Source organism: Hyphomicrobium sp. DY-1, assembly GCF_047497105.1.
Lineage (GTDB): Bacteria > Pseudomonadota > Alphaproteobacteria > Rhizobiales > Hyphomicrobiaceae > Hyphomicrobium_B.
The window spans coordinates 1,860,589-1,879,919 of the sequence record NZ_CP134870.1 but is presented as its reverse complement, the minus strand read 5'-3'; the positions used below and the strand labels follow the sequence as shown (position 1 = coordinate 1,879,919).

Sequence of the window (19,331 nt, the reverse complement as noted above, 5' to 3'; positions counted from 1 at the left end):
CCTGAAAGCAAATTATACTGGCGGCGGATTGCGTTCCGCAAAGCCCGACTGATGCCAGTAGGGATAGGCCTTCGGCGTTTCGCTCGCGGCGTCGAGCTTGGCAATCTGTTCCGCTGTCAGGCTCCAGCCGATGGCGCCGAGATTGTCCTTCAATTGCTGCTCATTCCGCGCGCCGATGATGACGCTCGAAACCGTCGGCCGGTGCAACAGCCAGTTGAGTGCGATCTGCGGGATGCTCTTTCCCGTCTCTTTCGCGACCTCGTCGAGCGCATCGACGACGGTGTAGACGTACTCATCAGATACCGGCGGCCCCATGTCGGCGGTCTTGTGCAGGCGGCTAACTTCTGGAAGCGGCTGACCGCGGCGGATCTTGCCTGTGAGACGGCCCCATCCGAGCGGGCTCCAAACGAGCGCGCCGAGCCCCTGATCCAATCCCAGAGGCATCAGCTCCCATTCGTAATCGCGCCCGATCAGCGAATAATAGGTCTGGTTGGCGACGTAGCGCGGGTATCCGTAGCGGTCCGCAACAGCCAGCGACTTCATCAAATGCCAGCCCGAAAAATTCGAAACGCCGACGTAGCGAATTTTGCCGTCGCGAACCAATTGATCGAGCGTGGACAGAACTTCTTCCGGCGGCGTCATTGCGTCGAAGCCGTGCAATTGGAAGATATCGATATGGTCGGTCTGCAAACGCTTGAGTTGCGCTTCGCAGGTTTTCAGAATGTGAAATCGCGACGAGCCGACATCATTTGGATCATCACCGAAACGGAACGTCGCTTTTGTCGAAATCAGAGCTTTATCTCTGCGCCCTTTCAGGGCTTCGCCAAGAACGGTTTCCGAATTGCCCTTGGAATAAATATCGGCCGTATCGAAAAGCGTAACTCCAGCGTCAAGACAGAGATCGATCATGCGCCGCGCTTCCGCGACGTCACTAGAACCCCACGCGCCGAAGAATTCCCCCGATCCGCCGAATGTCGCTGCACCGAAGCTCAATAGAGGCACGGAAAGCCCCGACGCGCCGAGCCGTCGATAGTCCATGAAATGCGTCCTTTGAATTTGAATGTGCGAATTTATGGCGTCAAACTGCGGACAGTCGCCGCAGCCAAAGCTCAAATAAGCGCCATTGCAGCGCAATAAAAGTGTTCACATATGGCGGCGTTCCGTACGCAAACTTCACAATTTTTTCGCCTAACAGTAGCGATTAACAAAATCTGATCACGGAACATTTGAGCTAAACTTCTCATAAATCGGCTTGAATCGACCTACGCGCGTCAGTTGTGCCGTCCTCTGACGATATGCCGCGCGTCGAATCCTCTCTTGTTTTTGCCCCATTGAGACGGTGGATGCGCCCCGTTTGTGAAGACAAGTGAAGGAGTGGAAAATGCGATTGGGTTTAATCGCAGTGGCGATGGCTCTGGCCTGGGTGGCTGGGATGTCGTCGGCGGAGGCCCGCGAGTATCGGGGCCATAAGGGGGATCGTTACGAACGTTCTCACGCGCATTGGAATGGCAGGCGGGCCTACAGCGGACGCTACGCCCAACGCGCTGACCGCCGCTATACCCGCCGTCAGTACGCGCACCGCAAGTCGGCATCCCGCTACGCGTATCGCTCGAGCGAGCGTCGCCGTTATGCCTACAGCGGTCGCGTACACCGCCACTACTACGGCCAGCGTCGCTACGCGCAACGCCACTATTCGAGCGGCCGCCGCCGGTATGCATCGGCAGGTGGCGTCGGTGGCCGTCCGCGCGCGTGGTGCGGCTGGTGGATGCGCACGCAACTTGGCGGCGGTCCGGAATATAATCTCGCTGCCAACTGGCGCCATTACGGGCGTCCGAGCGGCCCGCGGGTCGGCGCCGTGGTCGTCTGGCCGCATCACGTCGGCATGATCACCGGCCGTTCCGCAAATGGCCAATGGATCGTCAAGTCGGGTAATGACGGAAACAGGGTCCGCGAGCGGCCGATGTCGGTTGCCGGCGCTGTGTTCCGCACCTCGGGTTGATAACGTCCGCAACAACGCAATAAAATCGGGCAGGTCGAGATTTCGACCTGCCCGGACGCGTTTCATATGAATCAAAAAAAGAGATGATGCTGCAACTTAAGCAGCTGGGCAGGAATTCGGTTGGTCCCAAAGAATATGGCCGGTGACGCTATCGCTGTCGCCCGGCCATTTCTCGGAAAGGAAGGGGCGCTAGTAGGGGCGCCCGTTCGCCAATAAGCATTTGCGATCGAAGCCAGAATGCCCAGTCCATGGCCCCGAAACGCGAATGGATTAGGCGGCCTTCTTCTTCGCGGTCTTCTTGACAGCCTTCTTGACCGTCTTCTTGGCGGGGGCCTTCTTCGCGACCGGCTTCTTGCGAGCCGAGGTCTTCTTAGCCGCCGTCTTCTTCGCTGCTTTAACTGCCTTAGCCATAGTTCTAAATCTCCCTCTAGGATGTTCGAATCAGCTCGAACTCTGCAAACATGAGCAAATTCCAGAAGTTTGTAGACGAAGAAGTTTGATATTGCGGGCAAAAAGGAGTTTATTAACGGTCATCTGTGACATTAAAGTCGCATTTTTTCTTATTTTTCGCCTTTTGGGGGTCCCTGGCTAGACTCCCACCGGCAAATTTCGCAGCGCGCCGAGCCTGCTGCAGTGCCGTTCCAAACTCAAAAAATCGCAATTTCACATCTTCGCAGCGAGCGCGACGAGCATCACAACGCAATTGATCCGCGCACGCGCTTTTGCAAATCGAGCGCCGACTGAAGATATGTCATCCGCTCATCGAGGATCTCGGAGAACCACGACTGGTAATCTGGATCCTTCGGCACGATGTCGGCGATGATCGATCCATCTTCGACTTTGAGTTCGGCTCCATAGTGACGCGCGATGGCTTGCATCTTCGCGTTGTCGGGTAAGCAAACAAGAATGAGGTGCCGAAATCCGCGATTGCGAGCGGTACGAATGACACGGCCCATCAATTGCGTTGCAATTCCGCGATTGACGAACGGCCTCTCCACCGAGAACGCAACTTCAGCGCCGTCGCGATGCATCAGAATCTCAGGACGCAACTCGGCAACCGCGCGCACTTCGCCATCGACGAAATATCCGAACGTGACGTTGCCGAAGTCGCCGGCGTGCGCTGCATATCGGTTGATGAAGTCATCCGACACATTGTGCCCGAACCGACGATGCCGCGCCTCATGATCGAGACGCTGCAGATGTTCGCGCAGCAGATAGGTTTCGCTCGTCAGCAAGCGGCGGATCAATCCGATATGTTCGGCGCCTGCCTCCGGGGCCTCATTCAACATTGTAACCAACTCCTCGATGCGGGCGGCCCGCCAGCCGTTAACCGCTTAATTCGTCCGCTAAAATGGCGATGATTTTGTGCGGAGCGATAGAAAATGCTGCAAGGCAGCAATGCACTTTTAACCGACGGAGATGAAGCGCGCCTGAACGGACGGCGTTCGGCGGTAGTCGCCAGCGGAGCGGTGGCAATCCGCCACTTCAATTCGTCGCGGCTCCTGCCTGTTGCGTCTTCCGCGTTCGCACGATTACCGAAGTTACCAGCAGGTGGTTGAGGGCATGATGGCGAAAATCCTCGAGGGATATCGGCGGCGGCTGGCGGAAAACGAAATCGAGTCAGACCCCGCACAAGCCGAGGTCGCCGCTCGTCTTGATGCGCTCGAAATGCAGCTCGCGTCCTACAAACCCAAGAACGGCGTGCTGTCGAAACTGTTCGGCAAGCCGCCGGAGCCGCCGCGCGGGCTCTATATCTGGGGCTCGGTCGGTCGTGGCAAGACGATGCTGATGGATCTCTTTTTCGAAGAGACATCCTTCGCACCCAAGCGCCGCGCGCACTTCCACGAATTCATGGCCGACGTTCATGATCGCATTGCCAGAGCGCGCCACGATGTGCCAGGCGATCCGATCCCGCACGTCGCCGAAGAGATTGCGAAAGAGGCGCGCCTTCTCTGCTTCGACGAAATGCACGTCACTGACATCGCCGATGCGATGATCCTGGGGCGTCTGTTCGAAGCGTTGTTCGCTGCCGGTACAATCATCGTCACGACGTCGAATGCCGTTCCCGCCAACCTCTATAAGAACGGTCTCAACCGCCAGCTTTTCCTCCCCTTCATCGCGCTTCTGGAAAAGAAACTGGATGTCATTGAGCTTGGCGCCAAGAAAGACTTCCGCCTCGATAAGCTGTCGGGTCTTCAGCTCTATTTTTATCCCTCTGACACCGCCGCGAAGGCCGCGCTCGATACGCACTGGTCACGCCTGACCGGCAATCATCCGGGCAAGCCGCAGATTATCGAAGTGCTGGGCCGGAAGGTGCCGGTACCGCTCGCGTCGATGGGTGTCGCCCGCTTCAATTTCCGTGATCTCTGCGATGTGCCGCTCGGCGCCAACGATTATCTACACATCGCGCACGCCTTCCATACGGTTTTGATCGACGACATCCCGCTGTTGACACCCGACCGCCGCGACGTTGCCCGCCGTTTCATCACGCTGGTCGACGCTTTTTATGATAATCGCATTTGTCTCATCGCCTCGGCGGCGGCCGAACCCTCGGCTCTTTATCCGAAAGGCGACGGCGCTGAACTGTTCGAGCGCACGGCATCCCGCCTCACCGAAATGCGCTCCGAAGCCTATCTTGCCGGGCACTCCGGCGGTCGCAGCCGTCATTAACGGCAAACGGACAGGCAATTCTGATCCAATCGGGCAGTGGCGCCCGCTTTCTCACCGTGCGATGAGACTTTCGGATGAAACTTGCGGCTTGCGCTTGACGCCCTGAGGATTTTGATTAGGCAGCAACGCTGTAATCGTTTGTCGCAGACATAGTCATTAATGAATTGATCCTGGGGGAAGCAGCATGGCGCGCACCAAAATTGCACTGATCGGATCCGGACAGATCGGTGGAACGCTTGCCCTCTTGGCCGGGCTCAAGGAACTCGGCGACATCGTCATGACCGACATGTTGGCGGGCGTCGCAAAGGGCAAAGCGCTCGATCTGGCGCAGACGGCGGCAGTCGAGGGCTACAACGCCAAGCTGTCCGGCGCCGGCACCGATGAATATGAAGCCATCGCCGGCGCCGACGTCTGCATCGTCACCGCCGGCGTTCCGCGCAAGCCCGGCATGAGCCGCGACGATCTCATTGGCACCAATCTCAAGGTGATGGAGCAGGTCGGCGCGGCAATTAAAACGCATGCGCCGAATGCTTTCGTCATCTGTATCACCAACCCGCTCGACGCCATGGTCTGGGCGCTGCAGAAGTTTTCAGGCCTTCCGGCAAACAAGGTCGTCGGCATGGCAGGCGTGCTCGACAGCGCGCGCTTCTCCTGCTTCCTCGCCGAAGCCGCTGGCGTCTCGATTGAAGACGTGCGCGCCATGACGCTCGGTGGTCACGGCGACGACATGGTGCCGATGGTCCGCTATTCGACGATCGGCGGCGTGCCGCTGCCTGATTGCGTGAAGCTCGGCTTCTTCTCGCAGGAAAGCCTCGATGCAATGATCAAGCGCACGCGCGGCGGTGGCGGTGAGATCGTCGGGCTGCTCGGTACCGGTTCGGCGTTCTATGCGCCTGCAGCCTCTGCGATCGCGATGGCCGAGAGCTATCTCAAGGACAAGAAGCGGATGCTCCCCTGCGCCGCGCACTTGAATGGCGAATACGGCCTGAAAGACACCTACGTCGGCGTGCCGGTCATCATCGGTGCGGGCGGCGTCGAAAAAGTCGTCGAACTCGCCATGGACGAAGGCGAGAAGGCGATGTTCGCGAAGTCGGTCGCCTCCGTGCAGGGCCTCATCGAAGCGTGCAAGACGATCAGCCCGGCTCTCGCAAAATAAAAAAGGAGCGGCGCAACCGTGCAGTCACGCCACTCCTCATTGCCGATCGAAAGTTCAGCCTCAGCCGAACTTGAACATCTTTTTGAGGCTGTGCGAGAGCGCGCCGCGCTTCTCTTTCCGCGCCACGTCGGCTTCGCTGCGCAGCCACGTCATCTGCACGACACGCCGTTCGCCGACGAACGGCGTGTGGCCATGCCACGACCAGTCCGACCGGCGGAAAGCAAAGACAGTGCCCGTCAGCGGGCTGACCTGCTCGGTGTAATCCTCGAAATCGTGGTCGTTCTTCAGCACACGCAGGCAGCCCGCGCCCGTGCCGTCCCACTTGTCGTTCAAGTAGGTGAGCATGGTGGCGATCTTGGCTTCGCCGTCCGTGTGAATGCGTCCGTCCTTCGCGGCCGAGAGCTTGCGGATGGTGATCATCTTCGGCTTGCCGACGAGATCGATGTCGAGCTTCTCCGAAACGATCTTCGAAACTTCCGGGCTCTTCAGATCGGCCAGAAGCTTCTCGAATGCGCCATGGATACGGTCGCCGATGTCGGTCTCCGTCAGAAAGCCCGGCTCTTTCAGATCCGGAAAGTCGGCCTTCAGCGGCTCGACCGCCGGCGACTGAATGAAGTTTTCGCCGACCAGATAATTGAAGGGATCGCGACCGGTACGCGCGGCCTTCAAGCCATCAATGTTGATGCAGGCAAAAGTCATGGACGTTCCCCGTTGTTGACTGAACCCGTATTGAAAAACGATTTACGGCGGCGCCAGTGTCGACTCAAGAGGCGGTCTCGCCGCCTGTCGACAATTGCCCGTGAAGGGCACCTTTACCCCCTTAAATTAGGGCGTAAAAGCGGCGCGACATGTTCCAGTGCAGGCTATGACAATCTTTTGTGGAGCAAGGCGAGAGCATGAACATTCACGAGTACCAGGCGAAAGAGCTTTATCGTCAGTACGCGGTTCCGACACCGAATGGTTTTCCCGCTTTCTCGGTCGAAGAAGCCGTCGCCGCAGCAAAGAAACTTCCCGGTCCGGTCTGGGTCGTCAAAGCTCAGATTCACGCGGGCGGTCGCGGCAAAGGCAAGTTCAAGGAAGCCTCAGCCGGAGACAAAGGCGGCGTCCGTCTCGCCAAGTCGCTGGAGGAAGTCGAAACCTTCGCTAAGGAGATGCTCGGAAACACGCTCGTCACGGTCCAGACCGGACCGGCGGGCCGCGTCGTCAATCGCCTCTATATAGAAGACGGCTCCGCCATCGAGCGTGAGCTTTATCTCTCGGCCCTCGTCGATCGCGCGACCTCGCGCGTCGCGTTCATCGTCAGCCAGGCGGGCGGCATGAACATCGAGGATGTTGCGCACGACACTCCGGAAAAGATCCACACGCTGACGATTGATCCCGCGACCGGATACCAGCCATTCCACGGACGCAAGGTCGCGTTCGCGCTGGGCCTCACGGGCGATCAGGTGAAGACCTGTGGAAAGCTTGTTGAGAACCTGTTCAAGATGGTCGTCGAGAAGGACATGAGCCTGCTCGAGATCAATCCGCTCGTCGTCACCAAGGACGGCAAGCTCATCTGCCTGGACGGCAAGATGGATTTCGATTCAAACGCGCTCTATCGCCATCCCGAGATCGTTGCCATGCGTGACCTCGGCGAAGAAGACCCGACCGAAATCGAAGCCTCGAAATACGATCTCGCCTTCGTCAAGCTCGACGGCAACATCGGCTGCCTCGTGAACGGCGCGGGCCTTGCCATGGCGACCATGGACATCATCAAGCTCTATGGCGCCGAGCCTGCGAACTTCCTCGACGTCGGTGGCGGCGCATCGAAGGAAAAAGTCCAGGCAGCCTTTAAGCTCATTCTCGAAGATCCGGCCGTCAAAGGCATCCTGGTCAATATCTTCGGCGGCATCATGCGTTGCGATATCATCGCTGAAGGTGTCGTCGCCGCGGCCCGCGAGATGGCGATCAACGTGCCGCTCGTCGTCCGCCTGGAGGGCACGAACGTCGATCTGGGCAAAAAAATCCTGAAGGAGTCGGGCCTTAAGATCATTCCGGCCGACGATCTCGCCGACGCGGCCAAGAAAATCACCGATCAGCTCAAGCAGCCCGCTTAAACCGGGGGTCGAACGCGCTAGGAGCAGCAATTTCAATGCTCCTGGTACGTCAGTTCTACTTGCTGCACCGCAAAAAATGCGCGACATTTAGGCCTAAGAAGGCCAAGAACAACGCGGGGATGGAATGTCTATTCTTGTCGACAAGAATACGAAGGTCATTTGCCAAGGCATTACTGGTAGTCAGGGAACCTTTCACACCAAGCAGGCGCGTGCCTACGGCACCGAAATCGTCGGCGGCGTAACGCCCGGCAAGGGCGGCTCCAAGCACCCTGACGCCGAACTCGCCGACATTCCGTTGTTCGATAGCGTTGGCGAAGCGGTCGCCAAGACGGGTGCCACCGCAACCTCGATCTACGTTCCCCCGCCCTTCGCGGCCGACGCCATTCTCGAAGCCATCGACGCCGGCGTACCGCTGATCGTCTGCATCACCGAGGGCATTCCGGTGATGGACATGGTGCGCGTCAAGCGCGCGCTCGACGGTTCGAAATCGCGCCTTGTCGGACCCAACTGCCCCGGACTTCTCACACCCGATCAATGCAAGATCGGCATCATGCCCGGAAACATTTTCAAGAATGGCTCGGTCGGCATTGTATCGCGCTCGGGAACGCTCACATATGAAGCCGTAAAGCAGACGACGGACGTTGGTCTCGGGCAGACGACGGCCGTCGGCATTGGCGGCGACCCCGTCAAAGGTACGGAATTCATCGACGTCCTCGACATGTTCCTCTCCGACGACGAAACGCAGTCGATCATCATGATCGGAGAAATCGGCGGCTCCGCCGAAGAGGACGCGGCTGACTTTCTCATCCAGGAAGCAAAAAAGGGCCGCAAAAAGCCGATGGCAGGCTTCATTGCCGGCGTGACGGCGCCTCCGGGCCGCCGCATGGGCCACGCGGGCGCGATCATCTCCGGCGGTAAGGGCAAGGCGGAAGACAAGCTTGCGGCGATGAAAGCTGCGGGCATTGCCATTGCGCCGAGCCCCGCCGCGCTCGGCCGTACTCTTGTCGAAGTCTTGAAGGCTTAAGGTCGCCGAAATAACCGAGCCGTAAGACTGGCGGCGTTATCAGTCCGGTCACTGTCCGCGTCATCCAGAGCATCGAGGCAACGCTCTTGGAGAATGAATAAGGACGAACGACATGGCACGAAACGGCCAGAATGAAGCGTTCCTGCGCACCTCTTTTCTGAGCGCGGCCAACGCCCCCTATATCGAAGACATGCAGGCTGAGTATGAGCGCAACCCCGGCGCCGTCAGCGACGAGTGGCGCCGATTTTTCGAAAGCATCAAGGAAGCGCCCACACAACTGACGGGATACGCGGGCGGACCCGCCTGGGCGCCGCCGCTGTCCGCGCTTCTCGAGGAAAGCGGTACCGATAAAGATCTCGTCGGCGCGCTGACCGGCGATTACGGCGAGACCGAGCGGACCATCCGCGACAAGATCGAGCGCCGCGCGCAGATCTCAGGCTTCGAAATGACGCCCGCGGCGTCGCTCCGGGCGACGCAGGATTCGATCCGCGCACTGATGTTGATCCGCGCCTATCGCGTCATCGGTCACTTGGCGGCTGACCTCGATCCGCTCGGCCTCGCCGACCGCCGCGTCCATCGCGAATTGCTGCCGGAGACCTACGGCTTCACCGACGCCGACCTTGACCGCCCGATCTTCATCGACCGCGTCATGGGCCTCGAAACCGCAACGATGCGTCAGATCCTGACCATCCTGCGCCGGACCTACTGCCGCAAGATCGGCGTCCAGTTCACCCACATCACCGACCCGACGCAAAAGGGCTGGATTCAAGAACGCATCGAAGGCCCGGAAAAGGATGTGCGCTTCACGCCGGAAGGCCAGAAAGCCATCCTGAAGAAGCTCATCGAAACGGAAACGTTCGAGAAGTTCTGCGATATCAAATATACCGGCACCAAGCGCTTCGGCCTCGACGGCGCGGAATCAATCATTCCGGCGCTTGAGCAAATCATCAAGCGCGGCGGTCATTTGGGCGTGCAGGAAATCGCCATGGGCATGGCCCATCGCGGCCGCCTCAACGTGCTCGCCAATGTCATGTCAAAGCCGCTGCGCGCGATCTTCAAAGAATTCAAAGGCGGTTCCTTCAAGCCCGACGACGTCGAAGGCTCAGGCGACGTGAAATATCACCTCGGCGCCTCTTCCGACCGCATGTTCGATGGCAACAGCGTGCATCTTTCGCTGACGGCGAACCCGTCGCATCTCGAAATCGTCGATCCCGTCGTCCTCGGCAAGGTGCGCGCCAAGCAGGATCAGCGCAACTGCCCGAGTAACGATCGCACCGCCGTGATGCCGCTTCTCATTCACGGCGACGCAGCGTTCGCGGGTCAGGGCGTCGTCGCGGAATGCTTCGGCCTGTCAGGCTTGCGCGGCCACCGCACCGGCGGCTCGATCCACTTCATCATCAACAATCAGATCGGCTTCACGACCGCGCCGCATCACTCGCGCTCGTCGCCCTATTGCTCCGACGTCGCCCTGATGATCGAAGCGCCGATTTTCCACGTCAACGGCGACAGCCCCGAAGCCGTCGTTCACGTCGCCAAGATCGCGACCGAGTTCCGTCAGCGCTTCCAGAAGCCTGTCGTCATCGACATGTTCTGCTATCGCCGCCACGGCCACAACGAAGCCGATGAGCCGCTGTTCACGCAGCCGGCGATGTACAAGCGGATCAAGTCGCATCCGACGGTCGTCGACATCTACTCGAAAGACCTGATCGACGAAGGCATCATCACGCAGGCCGAATTCACTGCCATGAAAGACGAGGTGCGCGGCAACCTCGACAACGAATTTTCGTTCTCCGACGGCTACAAGCCGAACAAGGCCGACTGGCTCGATGGCCGCTGGTCGGGCATCACTCGGCCAGACAGCGACGACTGGCGCGGCAACACCGGCGTCGAGATCGACACGCTCAAAGACATCGGCCATCGCGTCACGACGATCCCGAACGACTTCCACATTCACAAGACCGTCGGCAAACTGATCGAACGCCGCCGCGAGATGATCGACACTGGCCAGGGCATCGACTGGGCCATGGCCGAGCACATGGCCTTCGCCTCGCTCCTGATGGAAGGCTTCCGTGTTCGCCTGTCCGGCCAGGATTGCGAGCGCGGCACCTTCTCGCAACGCCATGCCGTGTTCATCGACCAGGAAAGCGAACGCCGTTTCTCGCCGCTGAAGCACTTGTCGCCGAACCAGGCGCGCTTCGAGATCGTCAACTCGATGCTGTCGGAAGAAGCCGTTCTCGGTTTCGAATACGGCTACTCGCTCGCTGAGCCCAACGCGCTGACGCTGTGGGAAGCCCAGTTCGGCGACTTCGCCAACGGCGCGCAGGTGATCTTCGATCAGTTCCTGTCGTCGGGCGAACGCAAGTGGCTGCGCATGTCGGGCCTCGTTTGTCTGCTACCGCACGGCTACGAAGGCCAGGGTCCGGAGCATTCGTCGGCTCGCCTCGAACGCTATCTGCAGCTTTCAGCGGAAGACAATTGGCAGGTCGCTAACTGTTCGACGCCTGCGAACTATTTCCATATCCTGCGTCGCCAGCTGCACCGGAATTTCCGCAAGCCGCTGATCCTGATGACGCCGAAGTCGTTGCTTCGTCACAAGCGTGTCGTCTCTAAGATCGAGGATTTCGGTCCGACCACCAGCTTCCACCGGCTGCTGTGGGACGATGCCGAGCGCGGCTCGTCGTCGATCACGCTGAAGCCCGACGCCGAGATCAAGCGTGTCGTGATCTGCACCGGCAAAGTCTACTACGATCTTCTCGAAGCGCGCGACGCCAAGGGCCTCGACGACGTCTATATCCTGCGCGTCGAGCAGCTTTATCCCTTCCCGGCCCGCGCCCTCATCAACGAGCTTGGCCGCTTCAAGTTCGCCGAGATCGTCTGGTGCCAGGAAGAGCCCAAGAACATGGGCGCCTGGTACTTCATGGACGCCAATATCGAGTGGGTTTTGAACCACCTTGGCTACATCCACCGCCGCCCGCGGTACGCCGGACGACCAGCGTCGGCCGCCACCGCGACCGGATTGCTTTCGCAGCACATCAAGGAGCAGACAGCGCTCGTCGCCGACGCGCTGGGAATTTGACGAGCACACGCGATCGGCGACCGGCTCCGCGAAGCGGAGTCGCCGATCGCAACAAAAAAGTATCCCGCGATTGGAGGCCGGCTCGACGAAGGAGAGTCGCCAATCGCAAACAAGAAGAGGCTAAAGAATGTCGATCGAGATCCGCGTTCCCACGCTCGGAGAGAGCGTCACGGAAGCGACTGTAGGCAAGTGGTTCAAGAACTCCGGCGATGCAGTCACTGCGGATGAGCCGCTTGTCGAGCTGGAAACCGACAAGGTGACTGTCGAAGTTCCGGCACCCGCCAGCGGCGTTCTCGGCGAAATTCTGGTGCAATCGGGATCGACCGTTGAAGTCGGCGCACTGCTCGCCGCGTTAAACGAAGGCGGCGCCGCGGCGGCTCCGGCAAAAAGCGAAGCTAAAGCCGCTCCGCCTCCGCCGCCTCAACCAGCGCCGGCTCCTGCCGCCGCTCAAACAGCTCCGCCGCCCCCGCCTGCGGCCCAGAAAGCCCTCACCGAAGCGGGCCTTGAAGCCTCCGACATTCAGGGCTCCGGCCGCCGCGGTCAGGTGCTGAAGGAAGACGTCTTGGCAGCGGTCGGTTCATCGGCGCGTCCTGCCGCGCCGCCGGTGCATGAAGCCGCTCCGGCAACGAACGTCGTCGCGATACCGACAGCTCCGGCCCTGAAAGCCGTACCCCAGGAAACGCGCCTCCCCTCGGCCGGCAACGACGTCGCCCGGGAAGAACGCGTGAAGATGACGAGGCTGCGCCAGACCATCGCGCGGCGCCTGAAGGACGCGCAGAACACCGCCGCCATGCTGACGACGTTCAACGACGTCGATATGAGCGCCGTGATGGCGCTGCGCTCGCAATACAAAGACATTTTCGAGAAGCGCTACGGCGTGAAGCTCGGCTTCATGGGCCTGTTCGTGAAGGCCTGCATCCAGGCCCTGCGCGATGTCCCCGCGGTCAATGCCGAGATCGACGGCGATGAACTGATCTACAAGAATTACTATCACATCGGCGTCGCCGTCGGCACCGAGAAGGGCCTTGTCGTGCCGGTCGTGCGCGACGCCGATCGCCTGAGCCTCGCGGGCATCGAGCAGCAGATCAACGAGTTCGGCAAGCGTGCGCGTGACGGCCGCCTGTCGATCGAAGACATGCAGGGCGGCACGTTCACGATCTCGAACGGCGGCGTCTACGGCTCGCTGATGTCGACACCGATTCTGAACGCGCCGCAGTCCGGCATCCTCGGCATGCACCGCATCGAGGAACGCCCCGTGGTCAGGAAAGGCCAGATCGTTGCGCGCCCGATGATGTACCTCGCGCTCTCGTACGATCATCGCATCGTTGACGGCAAGGAAGCCGTCACCTTCCTCGTCCGCGTCAAGGAATGCCTCGAAGACCCGCAGCGCTTCATCCTGGAGCTCTGAGCTCAAACAGAATGAGTGACGAGAGTGACAGGCCAGCATGGGACGATGACGAAGGTCAGCGCCTCGTCGGGAAGATAGTATTGGTTGGCATTACCTATATGGAGCCCGATTACGAGACGGTGATACGTCAAGAACAATACTTCGGTACGATAGTGTCGGCAGATTCGATGCGCGGATTCCAAATAGATTGCATGGGCGGATTGGCAGGAACCACTAAGTTTTTGCCGCCTGATCTACGGTCGTTGCGCGCCGCAGCGCCCGGTGAATATCGATTGAGGTCTACGGGTGAAATTGTCGTCAATCCAGATGTGATTTCCACTTGGACTTTAAGCAAAGAAAAGAAATAGAGCGATAGCTCGGACAGCGGAATGTGAAATGAGCTATGATCTGATCGTTATCGGCACTGGCCCCGGCGGCTACGTGTGCGCCATCCGCGCCGCCCAGCTCGGAATGAAAGTCGCCGTCGTCGAGAAGCGCGCAACCTTTGGCGGCACCTGCCTCAACATCGGCTGCATCCCGTCGAAGTCGCTGCTTCATGCTTCGCATTGCTATGACGAGGCTAAGCACGAATTCGCGTCGATGGGCATCGGCACCGATCCGACGCTCGATCTCGCCAAGATGCAGGCGTTCAAGCGCGAAGGCGTCAAAGGCAATACCGACGGCGTCGCTTACCTTCTGAAGAAGAACAAAATCGATCATCACTTCGGCACCGGCCGCATCGTGAAGTCCGGTCAAGTCGCGGTCACGTCTCCAAGCGGTGACACGCAAACGCTCGAAACAAAGTCGATCGTCATCGCGACGGGTTCCGACGTGACCCGCTTGCCGGGCATCGAGATCGATGAGAAGCGCGTCGTCTCGTCGACCGGCGCCCTCGATTTCGAGACTGTACCGAAAAAGCTGCTCGTCGTCGGCGCAGGCGTCATCGGACTTGAGCTGGGCTCTGTCTGGCGTCGTCTCGGCGCGGAAGTTCTCGTCATCGAATATCTGCCGCGCATTCTGCCCGGCATGGACGCCGAGATCGCAAAGTCGTTCCAGCGCATCCTCGAAAAGCAGGGCATTGCCTTCCGCCTGTCGAGCAAGGTTGCGGGCGTCGAAACATCCGACACTGGCGTCGTCGCCAAGGTCGAGCCCGCAGCAGGTGGTGTCGCCGAAACGGTCGAGGCCGACGCCGTTCTCGTTGCCGTTGGCCGCGTGCCCTATACAGAAGGGCTGGGCCTCGCCGAAGCCGGCATCGCGCTTGACGCCAAGAAACGCGTGCTGGTTGACGGCTACTATCAGACCAATGTCACCGGCGTTTTCGCAATTGGCGATGTCATCGCCGGTCCGATGCTCGCGCACAAGGCCGAGGACGAAGGCGTCGCCGTCGCCGAGATCATCGCCGGTCAGGCGGGCCACGTGAACTACGATGTAATCCCGAGCGTCATCTATACAAGTCCGGAGGTCGCGAGCGTCGGCAAGACGGAAGAGGAACTGAAGGCCGCAGGCATCGCCTACAACGTCGGCAAATTCCCGTTCACCGCCAACGGCCGCGCCAAGGCGATCAATCAGACGGCGGGCTTCGTGAAAATCCTGGCGGACGCGACGACCGATCGCGTGCTCGGCGTCCACATCATCGGCGCCGTCGCAGGCGAATTGATCGCCGAAGCGTGCGTGCTGATGGAATTCTCAGGCTCGGCCGAAGATCTGGCGCGCACCTGCCACGCGCACCCGACCTTCTCCGAAGCGATGAAAGAAGCCGCCCTTGCCGTCGCCAAGCGCGCGATTCATTTCTGACGCCGCTACCGCCACACCCACCGTCATCCCAGCGAAGGCCGGGATCCAGTCGAACCTCGGCTCCAAAATGCCGATTGGGAGCGTGAGCTGGAGCTTGCGTCGAGGTTCCAGCCTCGCCTTGCTGCGCTAGGGCGAGGCCGGGAACAGACGGAGCTTCTGAAGCTCCATTCAGCGAATCCGCATCAATGACTTTCGCTTGATGCTTTCGGCAAACATGGGCGTCTCCCGGCGATTATGATCGCCTCCAGCCGTTTGCCGTGCCTGCGCTGCATCCTCAAACGAAATGTTGTGTTCCTTGATGAACGCCATGAACTCTTCGGTCGGATGCGCGATGACGCTATTCGTAAATTCGCAGCTCGTCGCGCTGATCGGCTTGATACTCAGGTCCCAAATAACTTGAACAGTCGTGTGACCGTTCGGCGAGAAGGCATCTGATATCGAAACCATGTGGCAGTGGAGAGGGTCGGTGATCTCGCCGACGTACTGCTGAATCATCAACGTGCCTCCGATTCTCTCGACGTTGATGGACATTTTGCGTCCGTCATCTGTCGTCGTGAAACCGGCGGTGATGTGATCGGGCGCACAACACCTGCGATATTCGTACATGGGCAGGTTGAACAGCCAATCAGCGATATCGAGACCGTCTGCCGGAACATCGAGAACGTGGCTGAAAGCCGATTTGGATAGAACAAGATCCGACAGAACTTTGGTCGACATTTGAAGGTCCTCATGTGTTGCAAGCGCTGAGGACAAATGCGCGTAAATCGCGGAGCAATCTTTCGATATTCGATGCGCTTTATCTTATCCGCACGATGCCATTGCAGATCGGCCTATAATGCGGCTGCTCAACTTTACGGATGCCATGTCTTTTCTGGCTGACACGCAGGCCGAATTTAAAATATGACCGCAGATGACAAAGGCCCGTTGCCCACATGTCGATCATCGCCGCATGTCGCAGCGAATGAAGCGCTCTATTTGCCGAAAGTAATACGACCATGGAAATCTACGTCGATGCGGATGCGTGTCCGGTGAAGGCCGAAGTCCTCCGCGTCGCCACCCGCCATGATCTCATCGTGCACATGGTCTCGAACAGCTGGATGCGGCTGGAGGAAAGTCCGCTCATCAAGCGCGTGATCGTCGGTGACGGCGCGGACGCCGCCGATGATTGGATCGCCGAGCATGTCACGCCCTCGGACATCGTCGTAACGGCGGATATCCCACTCGCGGCACGTGCCCTGAAAGCCGGTGCCCAATGTATCGGTCCGACAGGAAAGCCATTCAGCGACGCGAACATCGGCATGGCCGTCGCGATGAGAGACATGCAGCGCCACCTTCGCGAAACCGGCGAGAGCCGCGGCTACAACGCGTCCTTCACGCCTCGCGACCGTTCCCAGTTTCTTCAAGCTCTCGAAAATGCAGTGCAGGCCGGATTGCGTCGACCCGCATGACAGGCGTCGCGCTGGGCGGCCGGCGCGCGGAACGCGTGTCGCCCGGCGCCAAACACTTAAAAAAAACTTATCCCCGCTCTCTGAACCGCCCGCATACTCGCCTCATCTTGCCGCGTGCGAAGGGCTCTAGGCTCGAGCTGGGATCCTGAGGGCGGTGGGAGCGTGCCGGACTGCCGGGGCCCATCAGCTGGAACCGGGGTCGTCTGCCGGCCTCGGTAGCCCCAAGGGGCGCCGGGGTTCAACGCCCGTTCGAAATCTCGGAATGCGCGGGCGGATGGCGGTGTCGACGGTTCGAAATGGGGGCCCACCCTCGTTGCACGTCGCGGATCGGCGAAGGCTGCATCCCGAACAGACAAACAAAAACGCGAGGCGTCGCCGATCTGCCCCTTCGCTTTATCTTTGGCCATCGGCGACTCTGCTACGCGGAGCCGGCCGCCGATGGCCGTAGGCTATTACGTCCGATACGAGCAGCATCGAAGTCCGGGAAGTTTATTACTTCGTGTCGCCCGAAGTACCCGATGTCCCTGGCGATGCGCCGGTCGCCGCATTCGACGACATCTTGTCGTGCAGCTCCTTGACCATCGCCAAATGATGTTCGAGCGTCGGCAGCGTCTTTTCGGCAAAGCTCTTCACGGGACCGGCCGGACCATTGGCAGAGTAATCTTTGAACAAGCCAACCGCATCTTTGTGCGCCGAAAGCTGTTCATCGACATATGCCGCATCAAAACCATTCTCGGTCGTGAACACGCGAAGTTTGGCGTATTTGGCCGTGTGCGCAATATCGAGCGCATCTTTAGGCGCCTCGATTTTCGCCTCGGCGAGGCTCGCCTTGAAGTCCTGTCCGGCCTTCGTGTGGTCGTCGATCATTTGCTGGGCAAAGCTTTTGACGTCGGCCGCTTTGCCGTATTTGAGCTCAAGTTGGCTCGTGTCGATCTCGAATTTATTGGCCACCGCGACCTTGTCGATAAAGTCTTGCGTGGCTTGGGGCACGGTGTCCGCAACGGCTGTTGCGGCGGTGAGCATGAAAATGCCTAGGGCGAGCAGTTCCCGGCGCATGGCAGCGTCTCCTCTAACGAGCTGGCAGCCAAGCAACTTTACCGACGATGCTTCGTTCCGTAGAAAAATGCGTCCTTTCGCACTGGTGCGAAAGACAGCGTCTGGAAGGGTCTCATCATTGGCGCCGTTAACAGGCGCTATTCATTTTTTAGCGGAGGTCAAAAATTAGAACTGCGAATGGCCCGGCCCATTTCCGTGATCTTGATAATATGACCAATCGCTGTGCCACCACTTGCCTGAAGTCCAGTTCAAGGGCGTCTTGAGTTTGCGAATGTCCTCGGCTGTGTAGTCGTGCCGCGCGATATCAAATAAATCCGCAATTTCAGCGCGGTGAGCAAGCCGCTGTGGTTCGGCCAGCCTGAGATCAGGTATAATATCGGCGGCTTTGCAATAGACGGAAAACGCATAAGGCTGAAGCTCTGGGCGCGCTCGAATTTTTTCCAGTGCTCTCCTGATCTGTTGTGGGGAGTAGTGATCCGCCGGCCCATACGCCTTCGTCAGCAAGGCAGGCAAAATACTGACAATGGGCCTCAAAAAGCGTCGCTGTCGCCATCTGAAGAGATACTGAAACATATTTTACTCCACAGGCGTCACCGTGTAGCCCGACTGGCGCAACAGCGCGACGAGCCCGGTCGGGCCCGGAAGGTGCAGCGCGCCGACCGCAATAAAGGCGTTGCCCTTGTCGAGCAGCGGCAGTGCAGCATCGCGCATGCGCGCGTTGCGGTCGACGAGCAGAGATTTCTTGAAGCCGTCGAAGACGGACGGCGAAATTCCGCTTTGCGCCGCAAGCGCCAACTGGAACGGCATCGCCGCACCGATTTGCCGCTTGACGTACATCTGCACCAGCGTCTCGGTCATATCATCGGCACGGTCGAGATATTTCAAACCGACTTTGAGCATTGCGATTTGCTGATCGTCGGGAACGGAGGCAAGCGCGCTGAGCTGATCCTCGATCGTCTCAAGTCCTGTGATGGCGATGCCGTGCTTTTGCGCTTCGGCCGCAACCTGCAGATCGAGTACCGTCTTGCCGGCAGCGAGCTGCTTCCTCTCGCAGTCCGAAGTGGCGAGCAGCATGCTGACGAGCCAGGGCTTCATCGACGCCGCCAGCTCGCCGGGCATGCCGGCTTTCGCCACGGTCTGCTGCACATCCTTATATTCCTGGTCGGTGAGATCCTTTTTGAGCGACTCGCCATTCGTATAAACGATGAGCGCCGCCATCTTGGTCATCGCGGCGGCGACCGCTTTGTCCGAGAGATCGGCCACTTCGAGCGCAACCGATTTCGATTGCGCAATGTCCTCTTTGACCGTTGGCGACAGCGTCGCAACGCGCGGATCGCTGAGATGCATGGTGCCGAACAGATAGGAGGTCGGGACGCCCGGCTTATCTATTTTCCAGAGCATCGCTTGCGTGTTGGGAAGCGCGTCGCTCTCGGCCATCACCTTTTTGTAGATGTCGGGAGTCTTGGCCTGCATCTCAGCCAGCATGTCGGCGCCCTGGCATCGCGCTGGAGCGTCGTCGGCGAAAGCAATCCTCGGGCCGAGCGAAAGAAATGCCAGCACACTGACGATATGACCAATGAAACGTAGGTTACGTGAAAACGTCATGGGTACTCGCAAACGAAACA

General features: G+C 59.4%; 18 protein-coding genes. 10 read left to right on the top strand and 8 right to left on the bottom strand.

The window, feature by feature from the left end:
- Positions 1-12: 12 nt before the first annotated feature.
- Positions 13-1,038, bottom strand: coding sequence for an aldo/keto reductase (locus RLW41_RS08855; protein WP_414464253.1), 1,026 nt, complete (start codon positions 1,036-1,038; stop codon positions 13-15).
- Between the two features lie 343 nt (positions 1,039-1,381).
- Between RLW41_RS08855 and RLW41_RS08850 the strand changes: the two genes are divergently transcribed.
- A complete protein-coding gene (locus tag RLW41_RS08850; RefSeq protein ID WP_414464252.1) occupies positions 1,382-1,999 on the top strand; it encodes a hypothetical protein in 618 nt (205 codons plus the stop codon).
- A gap of 270 nt (positions 2,000-2,269) precedes the next feature.
- On the opposite strand, the gene RLW41_RS08845 is transcribed toward RLW41_RS08850, so the two are convergent.
- Together RLW41_RS08845 and RLW41_RS08840 are read right to left on the bottom strand one after the other, a co-directional pair.
- Positions 2,270-2,410 carry a hypothetical protein gene (locus RLW41_RS08845; protein WP_013950131.1) on the bottom strand — a complete coding sequence of 47 codons (141 nt, stop codon included), beginning with the start codon at positions 2,408-2,410 and terminating at the stop codon, positions 2,270-2,272.
- A 281-nt stretch (positions 2,411-2,691) separates the two neighbouring features.
- Positions 2,692-3,288: an N-acetyltransferase family protein gene (locus tag RLW41_RS08840; RefSeq protein WP_414464251.1), complete on the bottom strand. Its 597-nt coding sequence runs from the start codon at positions 3,286-3,288 to the stop codon at positions 2,692-2,694.
- A gap of 277 nt (positions 3,289-3,565) precedes the next feature.
- Between RLW41_RS08840 and zapE the strand changes: the two genes are divergently transcribed.
- Positions 3,566-4,669, top strand: a complete 1,104-nt coding sequence (gene zapE, locus RLW41_RS08835; RefSeq protein ID WP_409561486.1) for a cell division protein ZapE — start codon at positions 3,566-3,568, stop codon at positions 4,667-4,669.
- Positions 4,670-4,853: 184 nt separating this feature from the next.
- Positions 4,854-5,825 carry a malate dehydrogenase gene (mdh, locus tag RLW41_RS08830; RefSeq protein ID WP_414464250.1) on the top strand — a complete coding sequence of 324 codons (972 nt, stop codon included), beginning with the start codon at positions 4,854-4,856 and terminating at the stop codon, positions 5,823-5,825.
- Positions 5,826-5,885: 60 nt separating this feature from the next.
- Here the strand turns inward: mdh and RLW41_RS08825 are convergent, their stop codons facing one another.
- On the bottom strand, positions 5,886-6,524 hold the full coding sequence (locus RLW41_RS08825; RefSeq protein WP_409561484.1) for a 2OG-Fe(II) oxygenase: 639 nt from the start codon (positions 6,522-6,524) through the stop codon (positions 5,886-5,888).
- A 197-nt stretch (positions 6,525-6,721) separates the two neighbouring features.
- Between RLW41_RS08825 and sucC the strand changes: the two genes are divergently transcribed.
- The 6 genes from sucC to lpdA all read left to right on the top strand — a co-directional run bounded on the left by sucC (position 6,722) and on the right by lpdA (position 15,202).
- Positions 6,722-7,921 carry an ADP-forming succinate--CoA ligase subunit beta gene (gene sucC, locus RLW41_RS08820; RefSeq protein ID WP_414464249.1) on the top strand — a complete coding sequence of 400 codons (1,200 nt, stop codon included), beginning with the start codon at positions 6,722-6,724 and terminating at the stop codon, positions 7,919-7,921.
- A 124-nt stretch (positions 7,922-8,045) separates the two neighbouring features.
- Positions 8,046-8,945: a succinate--CoA ligase subunit alpha gene (gene sucD / locus RLW41_RS08815; RefSeq protein ID WP_013950125.1), complete on the top strand. Its 900-nt coding sequence runs from the start codon at positions 8,046-8,048 to the stop codon at positions 8,943-8,945.
- A gap of 112 nt (positions 8,946-9,057) precedes the next feature.
- Entirely contained in the window at positions 9,058-12,021 is a 2,964-nt protein-coding gene (locus RLW41_RS08810; protein WP_414464248.1) for a 2-oxoglutarate dehydrogenase E1 component, read from the top strand.
- A 127-nt stretch (positions 12,022-12,148) separates the two neighbouring features.
- Positions 12,149-13,429: a 2-oxoglutarate dehydrogenase complex dihydrolipoyllysine-residue succinyltransferase gene (gene odhB, locus RLW41_RS08805; RefSeq protein WP_414464247.1), complete on the top strand. Its 1,281-nt coding sequence runs from the start codon at positions 12,149-12,151 to the stop codon at positions 13,427-13,429.
- A gap of 11 nt (positions 13,430-13,440) precedes the next feature.
- Positions 13,441-13,776 (top strand): hypothetical protein, encoded by a 336-nt coding sequence (locus RLW41_RS08800; RefSeq protein ID WP_414464246.1) that lies wholly within the window; start codon positions 13,441-13,443, stop codon positions 13,774-13,776.
- Positions 13,777-13,804: 28 nt separating this feature from the next.
- A complete protein-coding gene (lpdA, locus tag RLW41_RS08795) occupies positions 13,805-15,202 on the top strand; it encodes a dihydrolipoyl dehydrogenase (RefSeq protein ID WP_414464245.1) in 1,398 nt (465 codons plus the stop codon).
- A gap of 168 nt (positions 15,203-15,370) precedes the next feature.
- Here lpdA and RLW41_RS08790 read toward each other — a convergent pair whose 3' ends face one another.
- On the bottom strand, positions 15,371-15,919 hold the full coding sequence (locus RLW41_RS08790) for a hypothetical protein (protein ID WP_414464244.1): 549 nt from the start codon (positions 15,917-15,919) through the stop codon (positions 15,371-15,373).
- A 278-nt stretch (positions 15,920-16,197) separates the two neighbouring features.
- Here RLW41_RS08790 and RLW41_RS08785 point away from each other — a divergent pair, with 278 nt between their 5' ends.
- Positions 16,198-16,650 carry a YaiI/YqxD family protein gene (locus RLW41_RS08785; protein ID WP_409561478.1) on the top strand — a complete coding sequence of 151 codons (453 nt, stop codon included), beginning with the start codon at positions 16,198-16,200 and terminating at the stop codon, positions 16,648-16,650.
- 492 nt (positions 16,651-17,142) lie between these two features.
- Here the strand turns inward: RLW41_RS08785 and RLW41_RS08780 are convergent, their stop codons facing one another.
- From RLW41_RS08780 to RLW41_RS08770, 3 genes are all read right to left on the bottom strand, one after another.
- Complete coding sequence (locus tag RLW41_RS08780) at positions 17,143-17,706, bottom strand: DUF4142 domain-containing protein (protein ID WP_414464243.1); 564 nt, start codon at positions 17,704-17,706, stop codon at positions 17,143-17,145.
- 165 nt (positions 17,707-17,871) lie between these two features.
- On the bottom strand, positions 17,872-18,279 hold the full coding sequence (locus RLW41_RS08775; RefSeq protein ID WP_414464242.1) for a DUF6559 family protein: 408 nt from the start codon (positions 18,277-18,279) through the stop codon (positions 17,872-17,874).
- 3 nt (positions 18,280-18,282) lie between these two features.
- The gene (locus RLW41_RS08770; protein WP_414464241.1) at positions 18,283-19,311 is read right to left on the bottom strand and encodes a TraB/GumN family protein; all 1,029 of its coding nucleotides are present in this window, start codon (positions 19,309-19,311) and stop codon (positions 18,283-18,285) included.
- Between the last annotated feature and the right edge of the window lie 20 nt (positions 19,312-19,331).